Here is a 19,642-nt window from a genome sequence, read left to right as displayed (position 1 = left end):
ATCGTCAAGCAATATGTAGACGGGGAAGGCTTTGCGGCCTTCCCCGTCTTTTTTGTGGAACACTCCCGCTTCCACGAGGTTTAACCAGAAACGACATCCCCTCGCTGCAGGAGTCATTCATGACCCGTTGGATCTGCTCTGCCGTCCTCATGGCATCCGTTTTCGCCTTTGCCGCACCCGCCGATGACTTGACTTCTACGCCCGCCGGCAAGCGGGTGCTGGCCTACATCACCGCCTTCAATTCCGGCGACGAGGCGGCGATGCGCGCGTTCTATACAGAGAACATTCCCGATTCTCTGTTGGCTGTGCGCAGCGTGGATGATCGCATGCAGGTTTACAGGCGGATGCACGGCGATATTGGACACATGGACCTCGAACGCGTGCTGAAGAATGGCGACGCACAGGTCTCTGTGCTGATCAAGGGCCAGTCCGGCAAGCGTTTCCGGGTGGATTTTCCTACGGAATCCGTTGCGCCCCACAAGATCCTCGGTATTCGGTTGATGCCTGCCGAAGAGTCTGAGCCGCAAGAGGCGGCCAATCAGCCTCCGTTGCCCGAGCAGGCGGCGCTGGACTCCATTTCCGCCATGCTGCAACGGCAGACCGCCGCCGATGCCTTTTCCGGTGTGGTGCTCATTGCGCGGCGCGGTGAACCTCTGCTGCGCAAAGCCTACGGGCTTGCCGACCGCGAGCACAATGTGCCCAATACTCCCGATACCAAATTCAATCTCGGTTCCATCGGCAAGTCCTTTACGCAGGCGGCTATCCAGCGTCTGATTGCCGACGGCAAGCTTTCCGCTTCGGACACCCTTGGCAAGTTCCTTCCCGATTATCCCAATGCCGATGCGCGCCGCAAAGTCACCGTGCAGCACCTGCTTGATCATCGCGGAGGCATCAGTGACTTTTTCGGTGAAGAGTATGTGAACACTCCACGTGACAGGATTCGCAGCTTGCAGGACTATTTGCCGCTGTTTGAGCACAAGCCGCTGGAGTTCGAGCCGGGCACACAGGAACAATATTCCAACGGCGGCTATGTGCTGCTGGGGCTGATCATCGAGAAGGTCAGCGGCAAGAACTATTTTGATTTCGTCAAGCAGACCGTTTTCGATCCGTCGGGAATGAAGGACTCCGGTTGGTATTTCAGTGATGAAATCGTGCCCAACCGCGCCGTTGGCTACACGCACCGCTGGAATTCGCTGCGCGAGGAAGACTCTCCCGAACTGCGCAGCAATATTCTTGCGCAACCCGGTCGGGGAAGCAGTGCAGGCGGCGGCTACTCCACAGCCGATGACCTGCTGAAATACGCCATGGCCACCGGTTCGGGTAAAGTGCTGAGCAGAGACGGTGGGCAAATGGGAATCGCCGGCGGTTCTCCGGGCTGCAATGCCGTGCTGGAGAGTGCGCTTCCCGGCGGCTATACGGCAATCATCCTCTGCAACCTCGATCCCCCCGTCGCCGAGCAAACCGCCCGCCAGATCCGCAACTACCTGAACCGGATCAAAGCATAAGTAGTGAGCGCGCGGGGTAAGGACACCCCGCGCGGCGTGTCATGGTACAACACAACAGGAACCCCGGCTCTTTCGAGTCGGGGTTCTTCAATTTGGGGAATTGGGACCGCGCGGTACTCCGCGCTGTCCCCCCGCCGAAGGCGGACTTGGGTGCAGGGGTCACCCCTGCTCACGGTTCGTTCAGCGCCAGATGGTCCACCATAAATTTCCACATGGCATTGTAGGCTTTAAGCTTGTTCTCGCGTTTGCGCAGACCGTGGCCCTCGTCTTCGAAAATCATGTACTCCACCTGCTTGCCGTTCTTACGTGCCGCGGCGACAATCTGATCCGACTCAGCCACCTTCACACGCGGATCATTGCGCCCCTGCACAATCAGCAGTGGCCGCTGAATGCGGTCGGCAAAGAACAGCGGTGACTGGCGGTACATGCGCGCACTGTCGGCAGGCATGGCCGGGTTGCCGATCTCCTTGTGGAAATATTCGACAAATGGCTGCCAGTAGGGCGGGATAGAGGCCAGCAGAGTAAATAGATTGGACGGTCCCACCCAATCGAGCCCCAGCGCAAATTCGGTAGGTGTGAAGGTTAGGGCTGCCAGCACCATGTAGCCGCCGTAAGAACCGCCCCAGATCACCGTCTTGCTCGTGTCCGCCTGAGGCACCGAGGCCAGATACTTCTTCAGATAGACCACATCCTGCAACGGATCCTCGCCCCACTTGCCGTCATCGGCAAGATAATACGATTTGCCATAGCCTGTGGAGCCGCGCACATTCGGCGCGGCCACAATGAACCCGCGGCTTACCAGGAACTGCGTCCACGGATTGTAGCCGGGAGTCTCCTGCGCCATCGGTCCGCCGTGAATGTCCAATACAATCGGCAGCCTTCTTCCGGGATACGGGTTCCTCGGCAGATAGAGCCACGCGGGAATCATCTTGCCGTCGAAGGACGGATAATGAATCAACTTGGATTCCACCAGCATTTCGCTGGTTAGCTGGCTGTTGTCGAACAGGTTCGTCAGCTTGGTCAGCTCGTGGCTCTCGACATTGAACAGATATTGATCGCCCGGAATGCTGTCCGCATCCACCACAATCCGCAAATACTTTTCGCTGCGGCTGAATCCGGCGGGAATAATCTCGGCAGGAGGCAGCGGCGGAAGCTTGAACTCTTCACCGGTCTTTGCATTGACGATGCTGACCTTGGTCAGTCCGTCCTCATTGATGGACGTGAAGTAATAGGTGCCCTTGAAGCTGAAGCCCGCGCCGGTGACATCCCAGTTCGGTGACCATTCGGTTTTCCACTGGCCCGTTGTGGTGTTGTAGGTCACAAGATGCGTGAACTCCGAACCCTTGTCCGTCAGGATGTAATAGACGCCTCCGTCCGGCGAGAAATCCGAGAAATTGTAGTTCCCTTCGCCGTCTTTCTGCGTGACAATGGGCTTCATCTCCTTGGAGGCGACGTCATACGTGTACAGATTGGAGGCTGTTGCCGAAATGAACTCATTCAGAATGAGTATCTTGTCATCCGGCGAAATCGCGTCCACGCTGAGGCTGGTGTTGTTCTCGAATACCGTGTCGCGCGTCATGGTCTCCACATCGAGGCGGTAGGTATCCATGAAACGGTCGTCGCGCTGGTTGGTGTTGTAGTAGAGAAATCTGCCGTTCTTCGACCAGCCGATGAATGTCGCCCGTTTGCCTTCCCATGGCGTCAGATCTTCATACGTGCCGCCGTCGGGCGTCGTGCGGTAGATGTGGAAGTTCTCGTCCCCGCCCTTGTCCATCATGAAGAAGATCAGATCCTGCCGCGTCGGCGACCACGTAATGGCGGTGACGGCGTCGTTGGTCTCCACCAGACGGCGCCACGCGCCGCCGGCAACCGGCATGATGTACGGCTGCCAGAGCCCGGTCTTGTCGGAGACGAAAGCCAACTGGGTCTCATTGGGGGAAAAAGAAAGACTGCCCACGTGGTAGGTCTTGAAGAACTCCTCCATGGGCAGATCGGCGGCGGATTTGGCGTAACTGGTCATGTTCATAAGCGCGACGATAATAAGCAGGGCATAACGGCTACAGTTCATAATGGATTTGTCTCGTGTGCGGCTGGCGGTCACTCGTGGCGCAGGGCTTCAATCGGGTCCAGTCGGGCGGCGCGAATGGCGGGCCACATGCCGAAGCCAACGCCGACAAAGGAACAGAACAGGATCGCCAGAAACACCGACCAGATGGGCACCGGCGCCGGGTACTTGAGTTGTGCGTTCACGGCCACAGCAAGCAGGTAGCCCAGCAGGATGCCGATGGCCCCGCCCACCTCCGAGAGCATTACCGATTCGATCAGGAACTGGCGCAGAATCGACGTCTTGGTTCCGCCCACGGCCTTGCGCAAACCGATCTCCCGCGTGCGTTCGGTTACCGACACCAGCATGATGTTCATAATACCGATGCCCGCCACCAGCAGCGAAATCGCGCAGATGCCGAAAGCCGCGTAGCCGATCCAACCTGTCAGATTGTTGAACGATTCCTGCAGCATGTCGGGCGTAAAGAACGCGAAATTGTTCGGCTGGCCGGGCTTCAGGCCGCGCTCCACCCGCATGCACTCGGTCACTTCCTGAATGGCTTCGTCGTACAGTTCCGCCGACCACGATTGAACGGTGAGGTTCACGCTGCGCTCGCCCCAAACGCCGTACTTACCGAAGATGCGCATAAAGGTGCTCAGCGGAATCCAGCTCTGGTTGTCGTGGCTCTCGCCGAGCAGAGAGCCGCGCTTTTCGAACACGCCGATGACCTCGAACTGTTCCGCGCCGATCCGCACCATCTGACCCAGCGGATTGACATTCTCGAACAGCGCGTGGCGCACGTCTTCGCCGAGGACGATGACCCGCCGCGAGGAGTTGATATCCTGTTCGGTAACCGGGCGGCCCTGCACCACATACATGCCGTTATTGTCGCCGAACTCCACCGAACCGCCTGCGATGGCCATGTTGGCGTTGGTCTCCAGACCGCCGCGGCGGATCTGCTGGCCAAACTCCCACACTTCCACACCCACGCGCCGCACCGCCGGACAGCGCTCGCGGATGGCATCGGCATACCTGGCTTCAATCGGCGGACGGCGCTTTTCGCGGCGCCAGCCGATGTGAATCCCGATGTTCGGCTCGTTCTGCTGCACCTGAAAGACGTTCACCGAAAGCTGGCTGCGCATATTGGTGTCAATGGCGTTCTTGATGCCGCCGAGCACCGTCATCATGGCAATAATGGTGGTCACGCCGATCACCACGCCGATCAGTGTCAGGAACGCGCGCATCTTGTGGGCGCGCATCGAATCCAGCGCCATCTTGGATGCGTCCCACATGGAAGCAAGAAACAGTCTGCTGAAGCGGAACATGGCTACTCCTGCCTCAAGGCTTCAATGGGGGAAAGCCGTGCGGCCTTCATCGACGGATAGAGGCCGAAGAACACTCCCACCATCGCGGAGAAGCCGATGCCGAACAGCACCACCCACCACGGCATGGATACGGGAATGTAATTGTTCATCACCTTGCCACCGGCATATGCCAGCCCGACTCCGGCCAGGCCGCCGATGGCGCAGATCACCGCCGACTCGATCAGGAATTGCCAGGCAATCATCCAGCGGTGCGCGCCCAGCGCCTTGCGCAGGCCGACCTCGCTGGTGCGTTCGGTCACCGACACCAGCATGATGTTCATAATGCCGATGCCGCCCACCAGCAGCGAAATCGCGGCAATCAGCACGCCTCCCGTGTAGATGCTGCGGGTGATGGAATTGTAGATGTTCATGATCATCGACTGGCTGTTGATGCCGAAGTCGTCGGGCTCAGTGGGACGCAGCCGGTGAATGCGCCGCATAATGCCCCGCAGTTCCCATTCGAGGTTGGCGACATCCTCGGCATTCCGCGCCTTGACCACGATATCCATGCCCGAGTTCAAATCCTCGTCCTTGCCGAAGCGTTTGACGAACGCGCCGATGGGCACCGTGACGAAATCGTCCATGTTCTGCCCAAAGAAATTGCCCATCTTGGCATGCACGCCGATCACCTGAAATTTCTGGCCGCCCACGTCGATCCGCTGCCCCAGCGGACCCTCCTTGTCGAACAGTTTTTCGGCAATGCCCGCGCCGATCACCGCCACCTGCCGCTTGCGCTTGATATCGTCCTCGTTGAAGAAGCGGCCCAGATCGATCTTGGTGGAATTGGTAATCAGGTAGTCTTCCGTGACGCCCATCACCGAGGAGCGGGAGAGACGGTTGTCGCGGAAGGCCACGCTGCGTCCGGTCTGGCCGAAGGGACTCACCGCCTCGGCCAAAGTGGATTCGCGCTTGATACGGTCGGCATACTCGGGCTTGAGGTTGGGCCGCTTGAGCATCGCCCGCCAGTTGTCGTTGAACCACGACCACTTGGACACATACAGCGTGTTCGAGCCCAGAAAGCTGAACTGGCCGGCCACGGCCTTGTTCAACCCGAGGATAATCGTCACCATCAGCACCACTGTCGTGACGCCGATGAGAATTCCCAGCGCGGTAAGCACGGCCCGCATCGCGTTCATCCGCAGCGCGCGGAACGAGATGCTGAGGCCTTCATATAAGTCAGATAGAAAACGCATGGATAGGTGACTTTCGCGGCCGCTGTTCAGCGGCTATCGTCGTGTACTACACAAAGCATTCCCGGCGTGGCGGGAATGCGGATAGGCAGAGGTTACTTCGTCGTGTCCGACTCTACCAGCCCGTCGCGCAGGCGGACAATGCGCTTGGTGTGACGCGCAATGTCTTCTTCATGCGTAACCAGCACAATGGTGTTGCCCTGATCGTGAAACTGCTGGAAGATGGCCATGATCTCTTCGCCGGTCTTGGTGTCCAGGTTTCCGGTGGGCTCATCGGCCAGAATCAGCGAAGGCTCGGTCACCACCGCGCGCGCAATCGCCACACGCTGGCGCTGACCGCCGGAGAGTTCGTTGGGCTTGTGATGCATGCGGTCTTCCAGACCCACCGCGATCAGCGCCTTGTGGGCGCGCTCGCGGCGCTCGGAGGCGCGCATGCCCGCATAAATCAGCGGCAATTCCACGTTGTGCAACGCCGATGCGCGCGGCAACAGATTGAAGGTCTGAAACACGAAGCCGATGCGGCGGTTGCGGATCACCGCCAGTTCGCCGTCGCGCAACTTGGCCACGTTGTCTCCGGCAAGAATGTAGTCTCCGGAAGACGGAGTATCGAGGCAGCCAATGAGGTTCATCAGCGTAGACTTGCCGCTGCCCGAAGGACCCATAATCGCCACGTATTCATTTTTGCCGATATCAAGATTGACCCCGCGCAGCGCGCGCACCTCTTCGGTACCCACGCGGTAGGTCTTCACGAGCTTTCGAATCTCGATTAACTGGCCGTTCTTGACGGCCACGCCGTTCTCAGTTTTCATAGGGAAGGTGGTGTTCAATCCAAGGGAAAGATGACAGACATTCAGCTTTCGGATTCCGGCGTTCAGCTCTTCTTTTTGTCCTTGCCGTTCTTGTTTCCCTTGTCCGGCTGTTTGATCTTCACCCGGTCGCCATGGGACAGGTCCTTCGCCAACACACGGTACGGCCCGCTGATGATGGTATCCCCCGGGACAACACCGTTGACGATTTCGATATAGCGGTCCGAGGAGAGGCCGGTGCGGACGGGTTTCCACACCGCCGTATCCCCGCCCAGCACAAACACGCCTTCTTCAATGGTCTGCTTGGCGGCGGACTTGGACGAATCCTGCGTGCCGGAGCGTACCTGCGCCGCCATTTCACGCGAAGACTTCGGCTGCTCCTTCTCTTTCAACTCCACCGCCTTGCCCTGCTCCTTATCGCGAACCGCCACGCATTGCAGCGATACCGACATCACGCTGTCCCGGGCATCGGTGGCAATATCCACGGTCGCTGACATGCCCGGACGAATCCCCTTGATGCTATCCACAATGGCCACTTTCACATCGAAGTTCTTCCCCTGGTCCGCGCTGGCCGTTACTCCCGCCTTGGCGGCGGACTGGGAAATCTCTGCGACGCGACCGCGGAAGGTTGTGTCCGGAAAAGCATCAATCTGCACCCCGGCGGAATCTCCCACCTTGACGCCCACGATGTCATTTTCGTCCACCTGAGCCTTAACTTCCATGCGGGACAGATCCGCCACCACCATGATCACATCTTCCTGAAACTGTGAGCCGAGGGTTAACTCTCCGACTTCCTTGTTCAGGCGGGAGACCGTGCCGGTCATCGGCGCGGCAATCCGTGTCTTGGAAAGATTTTCCCGAGCCTGCTTCTCCTGGGCAATCGCCTGCTCAAGTTGCCCGGCATAGAGTTCCGATGCGGCAATGGCTGCGTCCAGGTCCGCCTGTGACGCCATGCCTTTGCCCACCAAGCCCCTTATACGTTTCAGATCGGCATCTGCCTTGTCTTTCTGTCCCTTGGCTGAGCGCAAACCGGACGTCGCCGATTCCAGAGCCGCGACGTAAAGCTGCGGGTCCAGTTCGACCAAGTGCTGCCCGCGTTCAACTCTATCTCCTTCTTTCACAGTCAGTTCGGTAATGCGACCGGGAATCTCTGCCGAGACCTTGACTTGGTCCACCGGCTCAACTTCGCCTGTGGCCGCAACGGTGGCCACAAGGTGTCGCACGGCGGGAATCTCGACGGTCACTTCGGTTCGGGTGTCTTTCTTGCTGGATTTATAGATCAAAAACCCGGTGGTGCCGACCGCAAGCACGATAATGATGATCCAGATGTTTTTCTTCATGGATGGGATATGAGAATTGAAGAGATATTACGGAATTTGAATGGGACCGGAAAAAATCAGCGGCCCCTACAGCGAAGGCGTCCTTTGCGAGGTTCTGCTCATGGGAGGGCTCGACGCTGAGGAATGTTGCACACTGTAGACACCCCGGGGCCTCCACAGTCACATGCTATGGCAACCAAACCCCCGAAAGTGGGTTTGGAGAAACCAACGGGGAGTTGGTACTACCCTTGCAACAAAGATAAGGGATTGGAAGGAATTTACAAACCGATTGAAGCCACAACCATGTCCACGAAGCAGACTACTCACCTCGAACTCGTAGAGCCGCTGCAAAGTTTTCTCGAGAATCTTACGCAAGAGCTTACAGAACAGAAGTTTGTGCCGGCCATGCGGGACGAACTGAAGCGGCTTTTGACCGCTTTGGAGAGTTTACAGCAATCCGAGGACTCCTTGCAGCAGATTGCGCGTGGAGTCGAACGGTTGCGCGAGGTGTTCGCTCCTGCCGGGACGAGACTGCTCGAAGGGGTCAAAGATCTCGAATCGGTCATGCGCGCCAACGCCGACCAGCTACGGGAACGCGCCGGCGGAGTCCTGAATAATCTGCTGGAGACCCACGGGCAGATCGAGACCGCGCTGCGCAGTGAAGCGGGGCTGCTTCAGGAACAGACCGCGGCCAGCCGTGAGGCATTGGCCCGAACCGTGGCCGAGGTCGAGTCGCGGCTCACCGGTCTGTCCTCCCACGTCGATACTCTCTGCCGGAAGCTCGATCAGGAGGCTTCCGCACTGATGGCCTCCGCACCAGTCTCTCCAGACTCTGCTCCGCGTGCGCCGCAAACCGTCGCCGCACCCGGCGCCGAGGCTCCCGCCGAACTGAGAGAGTTGATTGCGCGCAGTGAGCGGACCATCGTCGAAGTGCTGGAAACCTATCGCAGCGGAATCACGGCGGCGCTCAAGCAGGGGAGAAGCGACGATCAAGAACGGCTGACGCGACTGGATCAGCGCATCAGTGACGCCCTCTCCACCGTCGGGCCGCGCATGCAGGAGGAATTGGAAACGGCGGTGGCCAGACTGCGGGACCAGATTCAAACCCTGATTCTGGCGGAGGTGGAAACCCGTGCCGTGCGGTCTGCGGCGACCAGCGAGCCTTCGGCGTTAGCCGCCCCGGCGGCAGATATCGGCGCGGCGCTGACGGCAAGCGAAACCCGCATCCTGCGGGAGATTGCCGCGCTGCAAAAGAGTCCCAAAAGCGAGATCAGCGGCGAGCGGATTCTGAAGGAACTGGCGCAGGGCTTTGAAGACGTCGCCCGCAAGTATGCCTCACAGGCCGACGAAGACCGGCAGGCGGTGCAGGAGTCGGTGACGACCTTGCAGCGGATGATGACACAGTCCCGGGAGAGCGAGCATCAGATCCGCGATGAACTGTCCGTCGCCAATGTGAACCTCGATTCGCTGGTCAAAAGCCACCGCGAGTTCCAGCACGGAGTCGAAGAAAACCTGCGCGGCACCCTGTCGCGGCTGGATGCCCAGTCCAAAATTCTCGATCAGAAAACCGAAGAGGACCGGCGGCTGCTGGCCGATCTGGCTGCGGCCATGTCGCGGGCCGAGCAGGCGGCCACGACGGCGACGGAACTTGCTCTCAGCGACAGCCGTACCCACCGGGAGCGGATCGACGCCGCGCTGAAGGATTTGCGCGAACGCATCGACCGCGGCCAAACCTCCGACAGCGAGCGCGTGCAGGATACCCTGCGGCGTGTCGCGGAAGCGTGGACGGAAGCACTGGAAACCCTGCGGGATTTCATCCAGAAGACGATCAGCAGCCGTACCGATGCCATCACCAGCCGCCTCGAAGGCCTGGAGACGCGTTTGGCCGAGAGTGGCCAGACCAGCGGCAACACCCAGCGGGACGTGCAGACGGAAATCCGGCGGCTGTCGGCCATGATGGATGAACGCATTGCCGCGCTGAACGGCATGTCGCAGGCGTCCACCTCCGGCATCGAGGGTGACGTGAAGGCGATGTCCGAGGATGTCGCGGCGGTGCGCACCAAGCAGGAGCAGACGCTGACCACGCTGCGGGACGTCATCCGCACCAATTACGACGAGAATGCGGCGCGCCTCAAAGAGATCATCGAATCGGCGGCGGACAGCTTTATCAAGCAGACCGCCATTGTGCCGCAGGCGCTGGACCGCTATGCCCACCTGATTCAATCCCTGCATCAGGGGGATCAGCTTGCCCTGCAGGGCATTGCCAGTGATACTCAGAATGTACTGGCCCTGTCCACCGAGAAATTCGATATGATCCTGGCGGACAACGCCGCCATGAAGAAGTTCTTCCCCCTGCTGGATAAGAAACTCGAAAAGCAGGTGACGGAATTGGAGATGGTGCGCAAGAGTCAAACTCGTGAGGACAAGGAGTTCTCGGAGATCAAGGGCACCATTGTCCTGAACCGCGAATGGCAGGAGGAGCAGAATAAGGATCTGAAGGGCGAGATTCAACGCACGCGCACCGCCTCTGATGAAGGCTTTGAAGGCTTTCGGAGCGACATGGCGCAGTTAAAGTCGGCCCTGCGCGCGGTCACCGAGGAGAATCTTCCCGCCGTGCGCCGAGAATTAAACGCCCTGCTGGCCTCAAAGTTCGAATTTATCGAAAATACTCTGCGCGACCGCCAGGATGCCCTGCGCAAAGAGATCATGGACCATCTGTCCACGGGCCGCAATGCCCACATGAAAACTCACTGGATACTGGCCGGAGCAGTGGGCTTGTCGATCCTGTTGCAGCTCGTGTTCCACTTTGCCAAGACACCGGGGGCGGGACATTGAGGCCTGCCGCACCCTTTGCCCGCACAGCCGCCTCGGCGCTGGAACTGCTGCAACATTGGGAGAAGGTCGCGCGCTCCAGCGGCTCGGCGAAGCATACCCCTTCTTTAGGGATGCTCCAGACGGCGTGCCGCCAGGCCGGATGCACCCTGCCCGAATTGGAGGCCTACGCCCGCGCAGGTGCGCATCCGCAGACCGCTTTTCTGCTGTGCGGCGGCGATGCGGCTCTGGCTACAGAGTTTGCGGCGCTCTTCGGATATGAAGCGGATTTTTGCGATGTCCCCGATTCTCCGCTGGTCTGGTCGGTCCAGAGTGGAACCACCACAAGTCTTCGCATGCACAGCGCAGGTGTGGATCAGGCTCTGACTCCTGAAGAGCTGCCACAGAAGATTTCCGCGCTCTTACCAACCGGTTCTCTTACCACGCTGGAGGAGCATCTAAATGCGGAGGCCGCGTGGCGCATCCTGTGGATCCCCCATCCGCACCGCTGCCATCGTGACGAGACGGATGCGCGGATCATCGAACCGCTGCTGTCACAGCGGGCGGCGGTGGTCCTTTCCGGCGCGCCGGATTCCTTAGTGCGCATGTTCCAGGGACTCGGCCAGAAGTTGTGGGTGGTCACCGCCGATCAACTCACCATCGAGGAGGAGCGGCAACGGCTCCTGCGTGAAGTCGGAACGCTCGGCGAGGACGGCCCGGAGCAACTCGATTTGCGTGCGGCGGCGGCGTGGGCGTGGCTTGTCCCCCGCCTGCTCGAGCAGATGGAACAGCAGAAACGCGCCTGCCTGCAACTGGCCAATCAATATGAGATCAAACTGAGTTCCTCGCGGCACCTCTTCAGCCAGTACCGCAAGAACTGGTCAGGCGGTATCCGTTCTCTGGCCGAAGCCTATGTGCAGAACCGCACCTCCGGCCAGGCATTTGCCCCGTTCTTTGATGCCGGAAAGGCTGGTCCGCAGACCTCTACCTATGTTTCCGCGCTGGGCTTAACCGGCCTCATGGCCAAACTGGATGAATTTGTGGTCGATCGCATGGCGGACTTTGTGACCGGTCTGACAGGCCTCGCCGCCAAGCTCGAACTGAAGCAGGTCAGCCTCGGTGAGGCCAAAGCCCGCTGGGTGGTGCGTACCTTGGGCAGCAAGCTTGAAGCGGCCTTGAACGAGAAACACATCTTCCCCTCCGACGGCGGCAAGCGTGGCGGCCTGGTGGGAAACCTCACCGGACGTAAGCAGGCCGTGCTCGATGACCGCAAGGGCCAGGTCCTCAAGGCAGCCCGCCTGACGGTGCAACTGATCGAGAACGAGTTTAACACGTGGTCGGCGGCATTGACCTCGACCGTCGAAAATGGTATTGCTCTGCAACTGGCGGCAGCCTTGGCCGAAAAGGGCTACACCGATGCCGAACATGTGCGCCAAGCCGCCGAGGGTCTTGAAAAACTGGAACAACTGATACAAGGCAACCCGAACGTGGAACAAAACCACCGTGGTATTGCCCTTGAATGGCTCGGAGCCTTGGCCGCCCATCCGCAGCTTTCACGGTACCAGCCCGCAATGGAGGGCCGGGCCGTATAGTATTTCCGTTTGCTTCACTTTCCCGTCCTTTACAAACCCCGCTTTCCCGCCTCCTCTTCCGAAGTGCTTGATTTTCTGCTTCATTTTGACGTTATTGGAACGTAATCCCTATTCTTGCCAAATTCCGATGACGAATAAGCTCAGGCTAATCGCGATCCTCTTAGCTCTACTGGTGATGTCCTCTGCTGCGTGGGCAGTGTTGACGCTGGCTGAGTACGATCAATGGCAGGCCTATGACGGTCTCTATATCAGCTCCATCAAGTTCGGCGGGCTCCACACTCTTACGCGGTCCGACCTGCTGAATGTGATGGCTACTGAGCCGTCATCGTGGCTGCGCCGTTTCTTTCCCTTTGGTCATCGCACCCAGTTTTATGCCGACGACTTTGCCGGGGACCTGTTCCGGGTAGAACACTTTTACAACCGGCAGGGATTTCTCCATGCCAAAGTTACCGGCACGGTAACCACCGACAACAAACGACAGAAAGCCTACTTAAAGCTCGACATTGATGAAGGGCCGCCGCTGATTCTCACCCATTGGGATATGGTGCGGGGCAGCGACAGCGCGGCATATGTCGACTCCGCACGCTGGTCCAAGGCGATAGTCATCAAGCCGGGCAAGCGGTTGACGCTGCCGGACGTGCAAACTTCGGCGGACACTTTCGCGTACAAGATGAAGGACTTCGGTTACGCCCGGGCGCATGTCACATATCAGATTGACCGGGATAGCGTGAACAATCTGGCCCACGTGACCTTCACCATTTTCCCCGGACATTATTGCCATTTAGGGACAACACGCTTTGTGGGCCTCAAGCAGTTTGCCGAGGAGTCGGCCCGTCGCGAACTGGACTATAAAGAGGGAGATCCCTATGCGGTTCACAAGCTCGAACTCACGCGGGAGCGGCTGGTCAATCTGCAGGTCTTCACCTTTGTGACCGTGCGCGCCGACACTGGTGTCCCGGGAGATGTTCTCCCGGTGACCGTACAGGTGGAAGAAGGCCGGCGCTACCATGTGAGCGGTGGTGTGGGCTACGACACCCAGCAGCGGGAACGCCTGACCGCTCAATTCCGCGACCTGAACTTCTTTGGGCGTGCCCGCCGCTTTCAGTTGGATGGAACCTATGCCCGGCTGCAGCGCACAGCGGAGATCCAGTTCTTCGTGCCCCATGAGCCTGTCCACGTAACCGACATTACGATCAACCCGAAGTGGGATTGGGAAGCGCAACCCGACCTGCACAAGGAGATTGTTTCCAACACCGTCATTTTTTCGGCAACTCCTTTGCGCTACGTGACCACGGCTGTTTCCAACGAATTCGGTACGGAACGCGTACGGGATATTGACACCACCACGCACATCGCCGCCCAAAAGATTCGCACTCAGTATCTCCGATCTGTGGAAACGGCCTCCGTCAGTTGGGACACGCGGGACAATCCCCTCTCGCCGCGCAAGGGACATCTGCTCTCGTTGACCATGTCCGAGTCGGGCCTGTTTTACGGAACCGAAGTCCGCTGGTGGCGGGTTATCGCCCAAGCCTCCGGACTGCTTCCCCGGGGAAGATTTACGGTACTGGCCGCGAGGGCAAAGTTCGGGGTAATGGGGCCGTTAGCTACGACTCCCGTGACACCGCCTGAAGAGAGCTTCCGTCTGGGCGGAGCCGGTGATGTCCGCGGATGGGTCTATCAGAAACTCGCGCCTCCTAACGGCGGAAACCTGTCCTTCAACATCACGGCGGAAGTACGTCGGAATATTCTGGGGCCTGTTGTGGCGGCGACCTTCATTGATGCCGGCAATGTCTGGACTTCGGTGAATCGCTGGCGGCTGGCCAACCTCTATCCGTCCGCCGGAGTTGGGCTCATGCTGATCACTCCGGTCGGCCCGCTTCGCGTGGACTATGCCCACCAATTGCGTAAGAATCCCTATGGTGGAGCGACGTCGGCGGTGGATCTTTCCGTGGGAGCTACGTTCTGATGCGTCGCGTGCTGCGATATCTGCTGATAGGTGTTCTGAGCATCATCGGACTGGTCGTGCTGGTGGTTGTGCTGGCTCTGACCTCTCCTGTGCAGACCTATGTCGCCAAACGCGTGCTTATCAGCGTCAACAGGAATTTGACAGGCAAACTGGCGTTCAAGAGTGTGCGCGTTACTATTAATGGCGATGTGACGCTCGAAGGCTTGCAGGTGATGGACTCTACCGGTCAGATTCTCGTGAGCCTGAACAAGCTCGATCTGTCCGTCAATCCACTGGCGCTCCGCCGCAACCGCATTTTTGTTCGCCATCTCGAAATGGACGGATTGGCCGCTGCTCTCGAATTCGATTCTACCGGCACCAATGTCCAGCGCGCGCTGGCTCCCCGCAATCCTTCTCCCAAATCCGCGCCGGCCACGGCCAAGCCCGCTCCCTGGCGTATCCGGGTTGCCGATGCCAGTATTGAAGGCTTGAAGACGTCCATCAGTAAAGGCGATACGCTGCTGTTCCAGACGGACGCCTGGTCCCTGAAGGGCGAAGCGCGCTACGTTAATGACAGCCTGAAATACGTCTTGGGCTTGCAGGTCCCCCAGCGTTTGGACCTGAATACCGACGGCACGCTGTTTCTCGGCAATCCGTTTATGCCCCTGATCGGCCACCTCTCGCTGATCGCCGATACCGGCATCGTGGCCCTGTTTCCGCTCCCCGCCAGCACGGTCGGCGCGGTGAACCTCACCCTCAGCTTTGTGTCCAGTATGGACTCGATCAAGCTGAATGCGGACATGCGCGGCAGCAAGTTTGGCCACGTGACCGTCCACGGCGCAGGAGTGTACCCGCTGAAGTCTCTGGCCATGCGCGGTGAGATGACTTTCGACAGTTTGACTCCCGGCGCCATGTGGTCGGACACCACCGGCATGATGCTCTTCGGGAATCTTCAGTTCTCCAAGCAGTCGGCAGTCAGCCCGCTTGAAGGCTGGAATGCCGCCGTCAACTTGAAGTCCAGCCGCTATGGCCGCTACCGTCTGGCTACGGCAAATCTCAAAGTACGGACTCACGATTCTACCATCACCTTGAGCGGCGAGCTGGATACCGGCGATGGCCGGGCGGAGATCACCAGCGTGATCCACGGCTTTCTGCCGGCGGACCCTACGGTGCAGACCACTATCCGGCTTGAAGCCCTCAATCTGCACAAACTGCTGCCGCAGATTCCCGATTCCCTTTTGCCGATTACCGGCATTATTGAAGCCCATGGCAACTACGTCGATCCGCAGCATGTCGATGCCGATCTGAATACCGCGCTGGGGCCGATTACTCTTGGTTCCTATACGGTCGACAGTCTGATTCTGCGCGGCACGCTACGGGGCGGGAAGACCATTCGGATCGACACACTCCGCATCCAGCGCGATGCCGTGAGGCTGGGTTTGAGTGCATCTGGCGAGATCGGCGGCGACCTGCAATACGCCGTAGCGGGAGTGATACCGGACCTGCACGCTGCCCGGCGGCTGCTGCCCAAGTCTATGAATCTGTCCGACACTCTCGGCGGTTCGCTCTCCTTCGAGGTTACCGGGTCGGCAAGTCTGGCCAAGCAGCGCCTATCCCGTCTGACGGCTGCGGGAAATTTGCGTCTGGATAGCGCCGTGTACGGTGCGGATACCGTGCAGCACTTAACGGCGCACATCGACCGTTTTGACATGGACAGCATGGCTGTGCACGGCAACGTGGCGGTGCGGGGACTGAAGGCTGCGGGGCAGGCGGCGGATTCGATCTATCTGGCGGTCAATGGTTCGCCCGACAGTTTATCCGCCGGGGTCAATCTCTGGGCGAAGGCCGATACCATACAATTGGCCGGAGCCTTCCGCCTCCGTCGCACACCGGCCCGGATGGATTTGGCTATCGATTCCTTAAGCGGGAAGTATGCCGATCTGACCTTTGCCACCGAAGGCGAGAATTCCGTGACCTTGGCCGGCAAGCGGCTGGATGTCAACGGACTGACTATTACCTCGAATGTCGGCGTCCTGCGCGCCGCGGGAACGCTGCAGCGCGGGGGGAAGGAAGACTTTACCCTCGAACTCTCCGGCCTGCGCACGGAGAGACTGGCTAAACTCTTTAAGCTGCCGGAGACAAAGAGCGTCAGCAACCTGCGCGTGCAAATCATCGGTCCTGATAATGACCTCACCGGCGACATCAATCTCATCGCCGACAGTGTGGCTATGAACGGGCAACCGCTGGCCGATGAGTTTACGCTGCATGCGGTCGTGGATGCCCGTCATGCCGTGGTGGATGGCCAGATGAACTGGCTTGGTGATACCACGCTGATCTTCAACGTGGAACTTCCCGCGCGCTTTGCAATTGACAAAGGCCTGATTGTTTCCAGAAATGAAACCATTACGGGCCGGTTGCAGTTACTTGAACAGCGGCTGGACAAATTCAACCGCTACCTGTCCAAGAGTATGCAGTTGGGCGGGCTGATTTCCGCGGATATGGCACTAAAAGGCACTATGGCCAAGCCCGAGTGGGAAGGGACCTTTGCCATCCAGAAGGGCACGTACCGGGATGACCGGCAGGGTATCCGCTACAAGGACATCACGATTAACGGATCACTGGACGGCGATTCGCTGCGGCTTCCCGAATTCAACGCGACAGCCGGCGGAAAGCTGACCGGAAGTGGCTGGGCGGTGATGGCGCTTCCTTTGCCGTCTGTACTGCATCTGGATCTGGATGCCGACCGCTTTCAGGCGGTAAACAATCCGAATATGCGGGCGCGGCTTTCGGGCAAAATGACCGTGGATGGACCGTTGAACCGGCTGGACATGCACGGCAACCTTCGGCTGGATGAAGCCCTCTACCGTTTGACGGCATCGTCCACCAAGCAAGTGGAACCGATTGATGTCCGCGCGGAAATTGCTAACCTCGGCGGCGATACCACCCACCAGAATATGTTGCCGTCCACCATCTATCGGTCCATGTCGCACTCTCTGACGTTGTATATTCCCGGCAACGCCTGGGTCAGGGGGCAGGGGATGAACGTCGCGCTTTCGGGCAATCTTCAGGTCGACAAAAGTCGCGGCGATCCCATGCCCATACTGGCCGGCGAGATTGACGTCGAACGCGGCACAGTGTCCTTCTACGGCCATCAGTTTCAGGTGGAAGGCGACCAGCAGAGCTTCATCCGCTTCGAAGGTCCGCCGGACGATCCAGCCATCGACATTACCGCCACCGATCCGCGCTTGGCGGAAAATAACGTAGACATCACGGTGCGCGTGTTCGGTACGCTCAAGAAGATGCGGTTATCTCTGGCCGGAACGTCCGGAGCCGGCGGACAGGATACCCTGAGTGCCGCACAAATCGCGTCGTTGTTGTCCGGAGTAAACCTGACCGGACGGGAAATCGCCGGAGCACCCAGGGACACCACGTCTAACGCCCAAAAAGTTGAATCGGCGGCTACCGGCGCGGCTACCGGATCGCTGGCGGGCTTGATTGGCGGTGCCGCAGGCCTGGATGTGCTTGCTTTCCGTCCCGGAGGCACCGGCGGAGTGAATGGTCTGACGTCCGGATCCCTCGAAGTTGGAACATATCTTACGGAAAGGCTTTTTATCCAAGTGGTACAGCCGATTCAAGCGATCAATGTGGGCAGCCAGGAGGTCTCAGTGGAATACCGGCTCTTCCGTTGGCTGAATTTGCGCGCTCAACAGATCGGCGCCGGAGAATCGGCTTTTGACTTGCTTATGCGGGTAGACTGGAGATAGATGGGCAGAGCTGCTGTTGTGGTTACCCTGCTGTGGATCGTTGCAGCCTATGCGGACCAATCCTATGTGGTGCGCCGCATTGACGTCATCGGCCTGCATCGCACCAAGCGCTGGGTAGTTGAGCGTGAACTCCGCTTTCAAGTGGGCGATACGGTCACGGCCAAGGATTTGCACGCCGCCAGCGACCGGCTCTCCAACCTCTCCATCTTCAACAGCGTCTCCGTGCATATCAGCAGGGGAGGCGTGGTCGCCGTGCGCGCTCCCGAACTGTGGCCACTCTGGCCCGTGCTCGGCGTGTCTTTTTCTGAAGGCAAAGTTAGTGACCTGTTCACGCGCCCGCGGGCGTTTCTTCGCCGGGCGACTCTTAGTGCAGGCGGCACCTACCTCAATACCTTCGGCACCGGTGCTCGCCTGTATGGCGTAGGCCAGATCGGCGCCACGCAGGGAATTGATCTGGAATATCACTCGCGCTGGTTCTCCCAGCATCTGCCCGTAGCCGTTCGTCTGGGATTCACCGACCTCCGGGAGAACTCCTCGGCGCCCGTTAGCTACGATTCCACCCGCTACCGCCGGGATCTGTCGGGAACCGTCGATGTCTCGACGCATGAAGGCGCTCCGTCCCGCGTCGGGCTGAAACTAAAGTACCGTGATCTGCGCGTGCAAACTACGGCTACGGGTGGCGGATCCTTCGACCTTCTGCGGCGCTACCAGACCATGTGGTTTTCACCTTATGTCATTCTGGATCGCCGCGACCTCGAGTGGTTTCCATCGCGCGGCGCTTATGCGGAAACCCGGGTGGACCTCGTCACCGGCAACATCGGCTTTATTCGCTCGATGTACGATTACCGCGCCTATTTCCCGTTTCATTCGACAGTCCGCTCGCCCCTGATTGCCCTGCGACTTGCCGCCGGAACCTCCACCAATTCTACTCCCAAGTGGGCCCACTACTACTACAGTTTCGGCAATGCGCTGCGCGGATTCGGCGATCTGCGCAGTGAGTCCGGCACCTACATCATCGGCAATGCGGAACTGCGCTACCCGTTGGGCGACGAGACCACCTATGATGTGCCGCTGATTGGCCGCTATGGCAAGAATTGGCCGTGGGGAGTCTCCGCCTTGGCCTTCGTCGAACGCGGCGAACTGATTCTGGCCGGCAGTCGGGCCGAACGCACCGGCTTCGGCGCCGGCTTCTATTTCCGCATCCCCTATTTCGAAATTCTTGAAACCAGCGCCACCCTGCGCCCCTCCGGTCACACCTCGTTTTCGGTCAGTACCGGCGTAGCCTTCTGAACCTCCACCTTC

General features: G+C 59.3%; 11 protein-coding genes. 6 read left to right on the top strand and 5 right to left on the bottom strand.

Going from position 1 to position 19,642, the window contains the following annotated elements:
* Positions 1 to 119: 119 nt before the first annotated feature.
* Positions 120 to 1,505, top strand: a complete 1,386-nt coding sequence (locus VGL38_16305) for a serine hydrolase (protein HEY3296997.1) — start codon at positions 120 to 122, stop codon at positions 1,503 to 1,505.
* A 169-nt stretch (positions 1,506 to 1,674) separates the two neighbouring features.
* Here VGL38_16305 and VGL38_16300 read toward each other — a convergent pair whose 3' ends face one another.
* The 5 genes from VGL38_16300 to VGL38_16280 form a co-directional block, all read right to left on the bottom strand.
* On the bottom strand, positions 1,675 to 3,573 hold the full coding sequence (locus tag VGL38_16300; protein HEY3296996.1) for a S9 family peptidase: 1,899 nt from the start codon (positions 3,571 to 3,573) through the stop codon (positions 1,675 to 1,677).
* A gap of 29 nt (positions 3,574 to 3,602) precedes the next feature.
* Positions 3,603 to 4,874: an ABC transporter permease gene (locus VGL38_16295; protein HEY3296995.1), complete on the bottom strand. Its 1,272-nt coding sequence runs from the start codon at positions 4,872 to 4,874 to the stop codon at positions 3,603 to 3,605.
* A 2-nt stretch (positions 4,875 to 4,876) separates the two neighbouring features.
* Positions 4,877 to 6,106 (bottom strand): ABC transporter permease, encoded by a 1,230-nt coding sequence (locus tag VGL38_16290; protein HEY3296994.1) that lies wholly within the window; start codon positions 6,104 to 6,106, stop codon positions 4,877 to 4,879.
* 92 nt (positions 6,107 to 6,198) lie between these two features.
* On the bottom strand, positions 6,199 to 6,912 hold the full coding sequence (locus tag VGL38_16285) for an ABC transporter ATP-binding protein (protein HEY3296993.1): 714 nt from the start codon (positions 6,910 to 6,912) through the stop codon (positions 6,199 to 6,201).
* A 62-nt stretch (positions 6,913 to 6,974) separates the two neighbouring features.
* Positions 6,975 to 8,249 (bottom strand): efflux RND transporter periplasmic adaptor subunit, encoded by a 1,275-nt coding sequence (locus VGL38_16280; GenBank protein HEY3296992.1) that lies wholly within the window; start codon positions 8,247 to 8,249, stop codon positions 6,975 to 6,977.
* A 282-nt stretch (positions 8,250 to 8,531) separates the two neighbouring features.
* On the opposite strand from VGL38_16280, the gene VGL38_16275 reads away from it, so the two are divergent.
* The 5 genes from VGL38_16275 (at position 8,532) to VGL38_16255 (ending at position 19,630) form a co-directional block, all read left to right on the top strand.
* Positions 8,532 to 11,063, top strand: coding sequence for a hypothetical protein (locus VGL38_16275; GenBank protein ID HEY3296991.1), 2,532 nt, complete (start codon positions 8,532 to 8,534; stop codon positions 11,061 to 11,063).
* A complete protein-coding gene (locus VGL38_16270; GenBank protein HEY3296990.1) occupies positions 11,060 to 12,631 on the top strand; it encodes a hypothetical protein in 1,572 nt (523 codons plus the stop codon). Before VGL38_16275 ends, VGL38_16270 begins: the two co-directional genes overlap by 4 nt.
* Before the next feature lie 127 nt (positions 12,632 to 12,758).
* Complete coding sequence (locus tag VGL38_16265) at positions 12,759 to 14,597, top strand: BamA/TamA family outer membrane protein (GenBank protein HEY3296989.1); 1,839 nt, start codon at positions 12,759 to 12,761, stop codon at positions 14,595 to 14,597.
* Complete coding sequence (locus VGL38_16260) at positions 14,597 to 18,340, top strand: translocation/assembly module TamB domain-containing protein (GenBank protein HEY3296988.1); 3,744 nt, start codon at positions 14,597 to 14,599, stop codon at positions 18,338 to 18,340. Before VGL38_16265 ends, VGL38_16260 begins: the two co-directional genes overlap by 1 nt.
* Positions 18,341 to 19,630: a BamA/TamA family outer membrane protein gene (locus tag VGL38_16255; GenBank protein ID HEY3296987.1), complete on the top strand. Its 1,290-nt coding sequence runs from the start codon at positions 18,341 to 18,343 to the stop codon at positions 19,628 to 19,630.
* Positions 19,631 to 19,642 lie beyond the last annotated feature (12 nt).

The sequence above is a fragment of the bacterium genome (assembly GCA_036504735.1).
Lineage (GTDB): Bacteria > Electryoneota > RPQS01 > RPQS01 > RPQS01 > DASXUQ01.
This window is presented reverse-complemented; position numbering and strand designations above follow the sequence as displayed.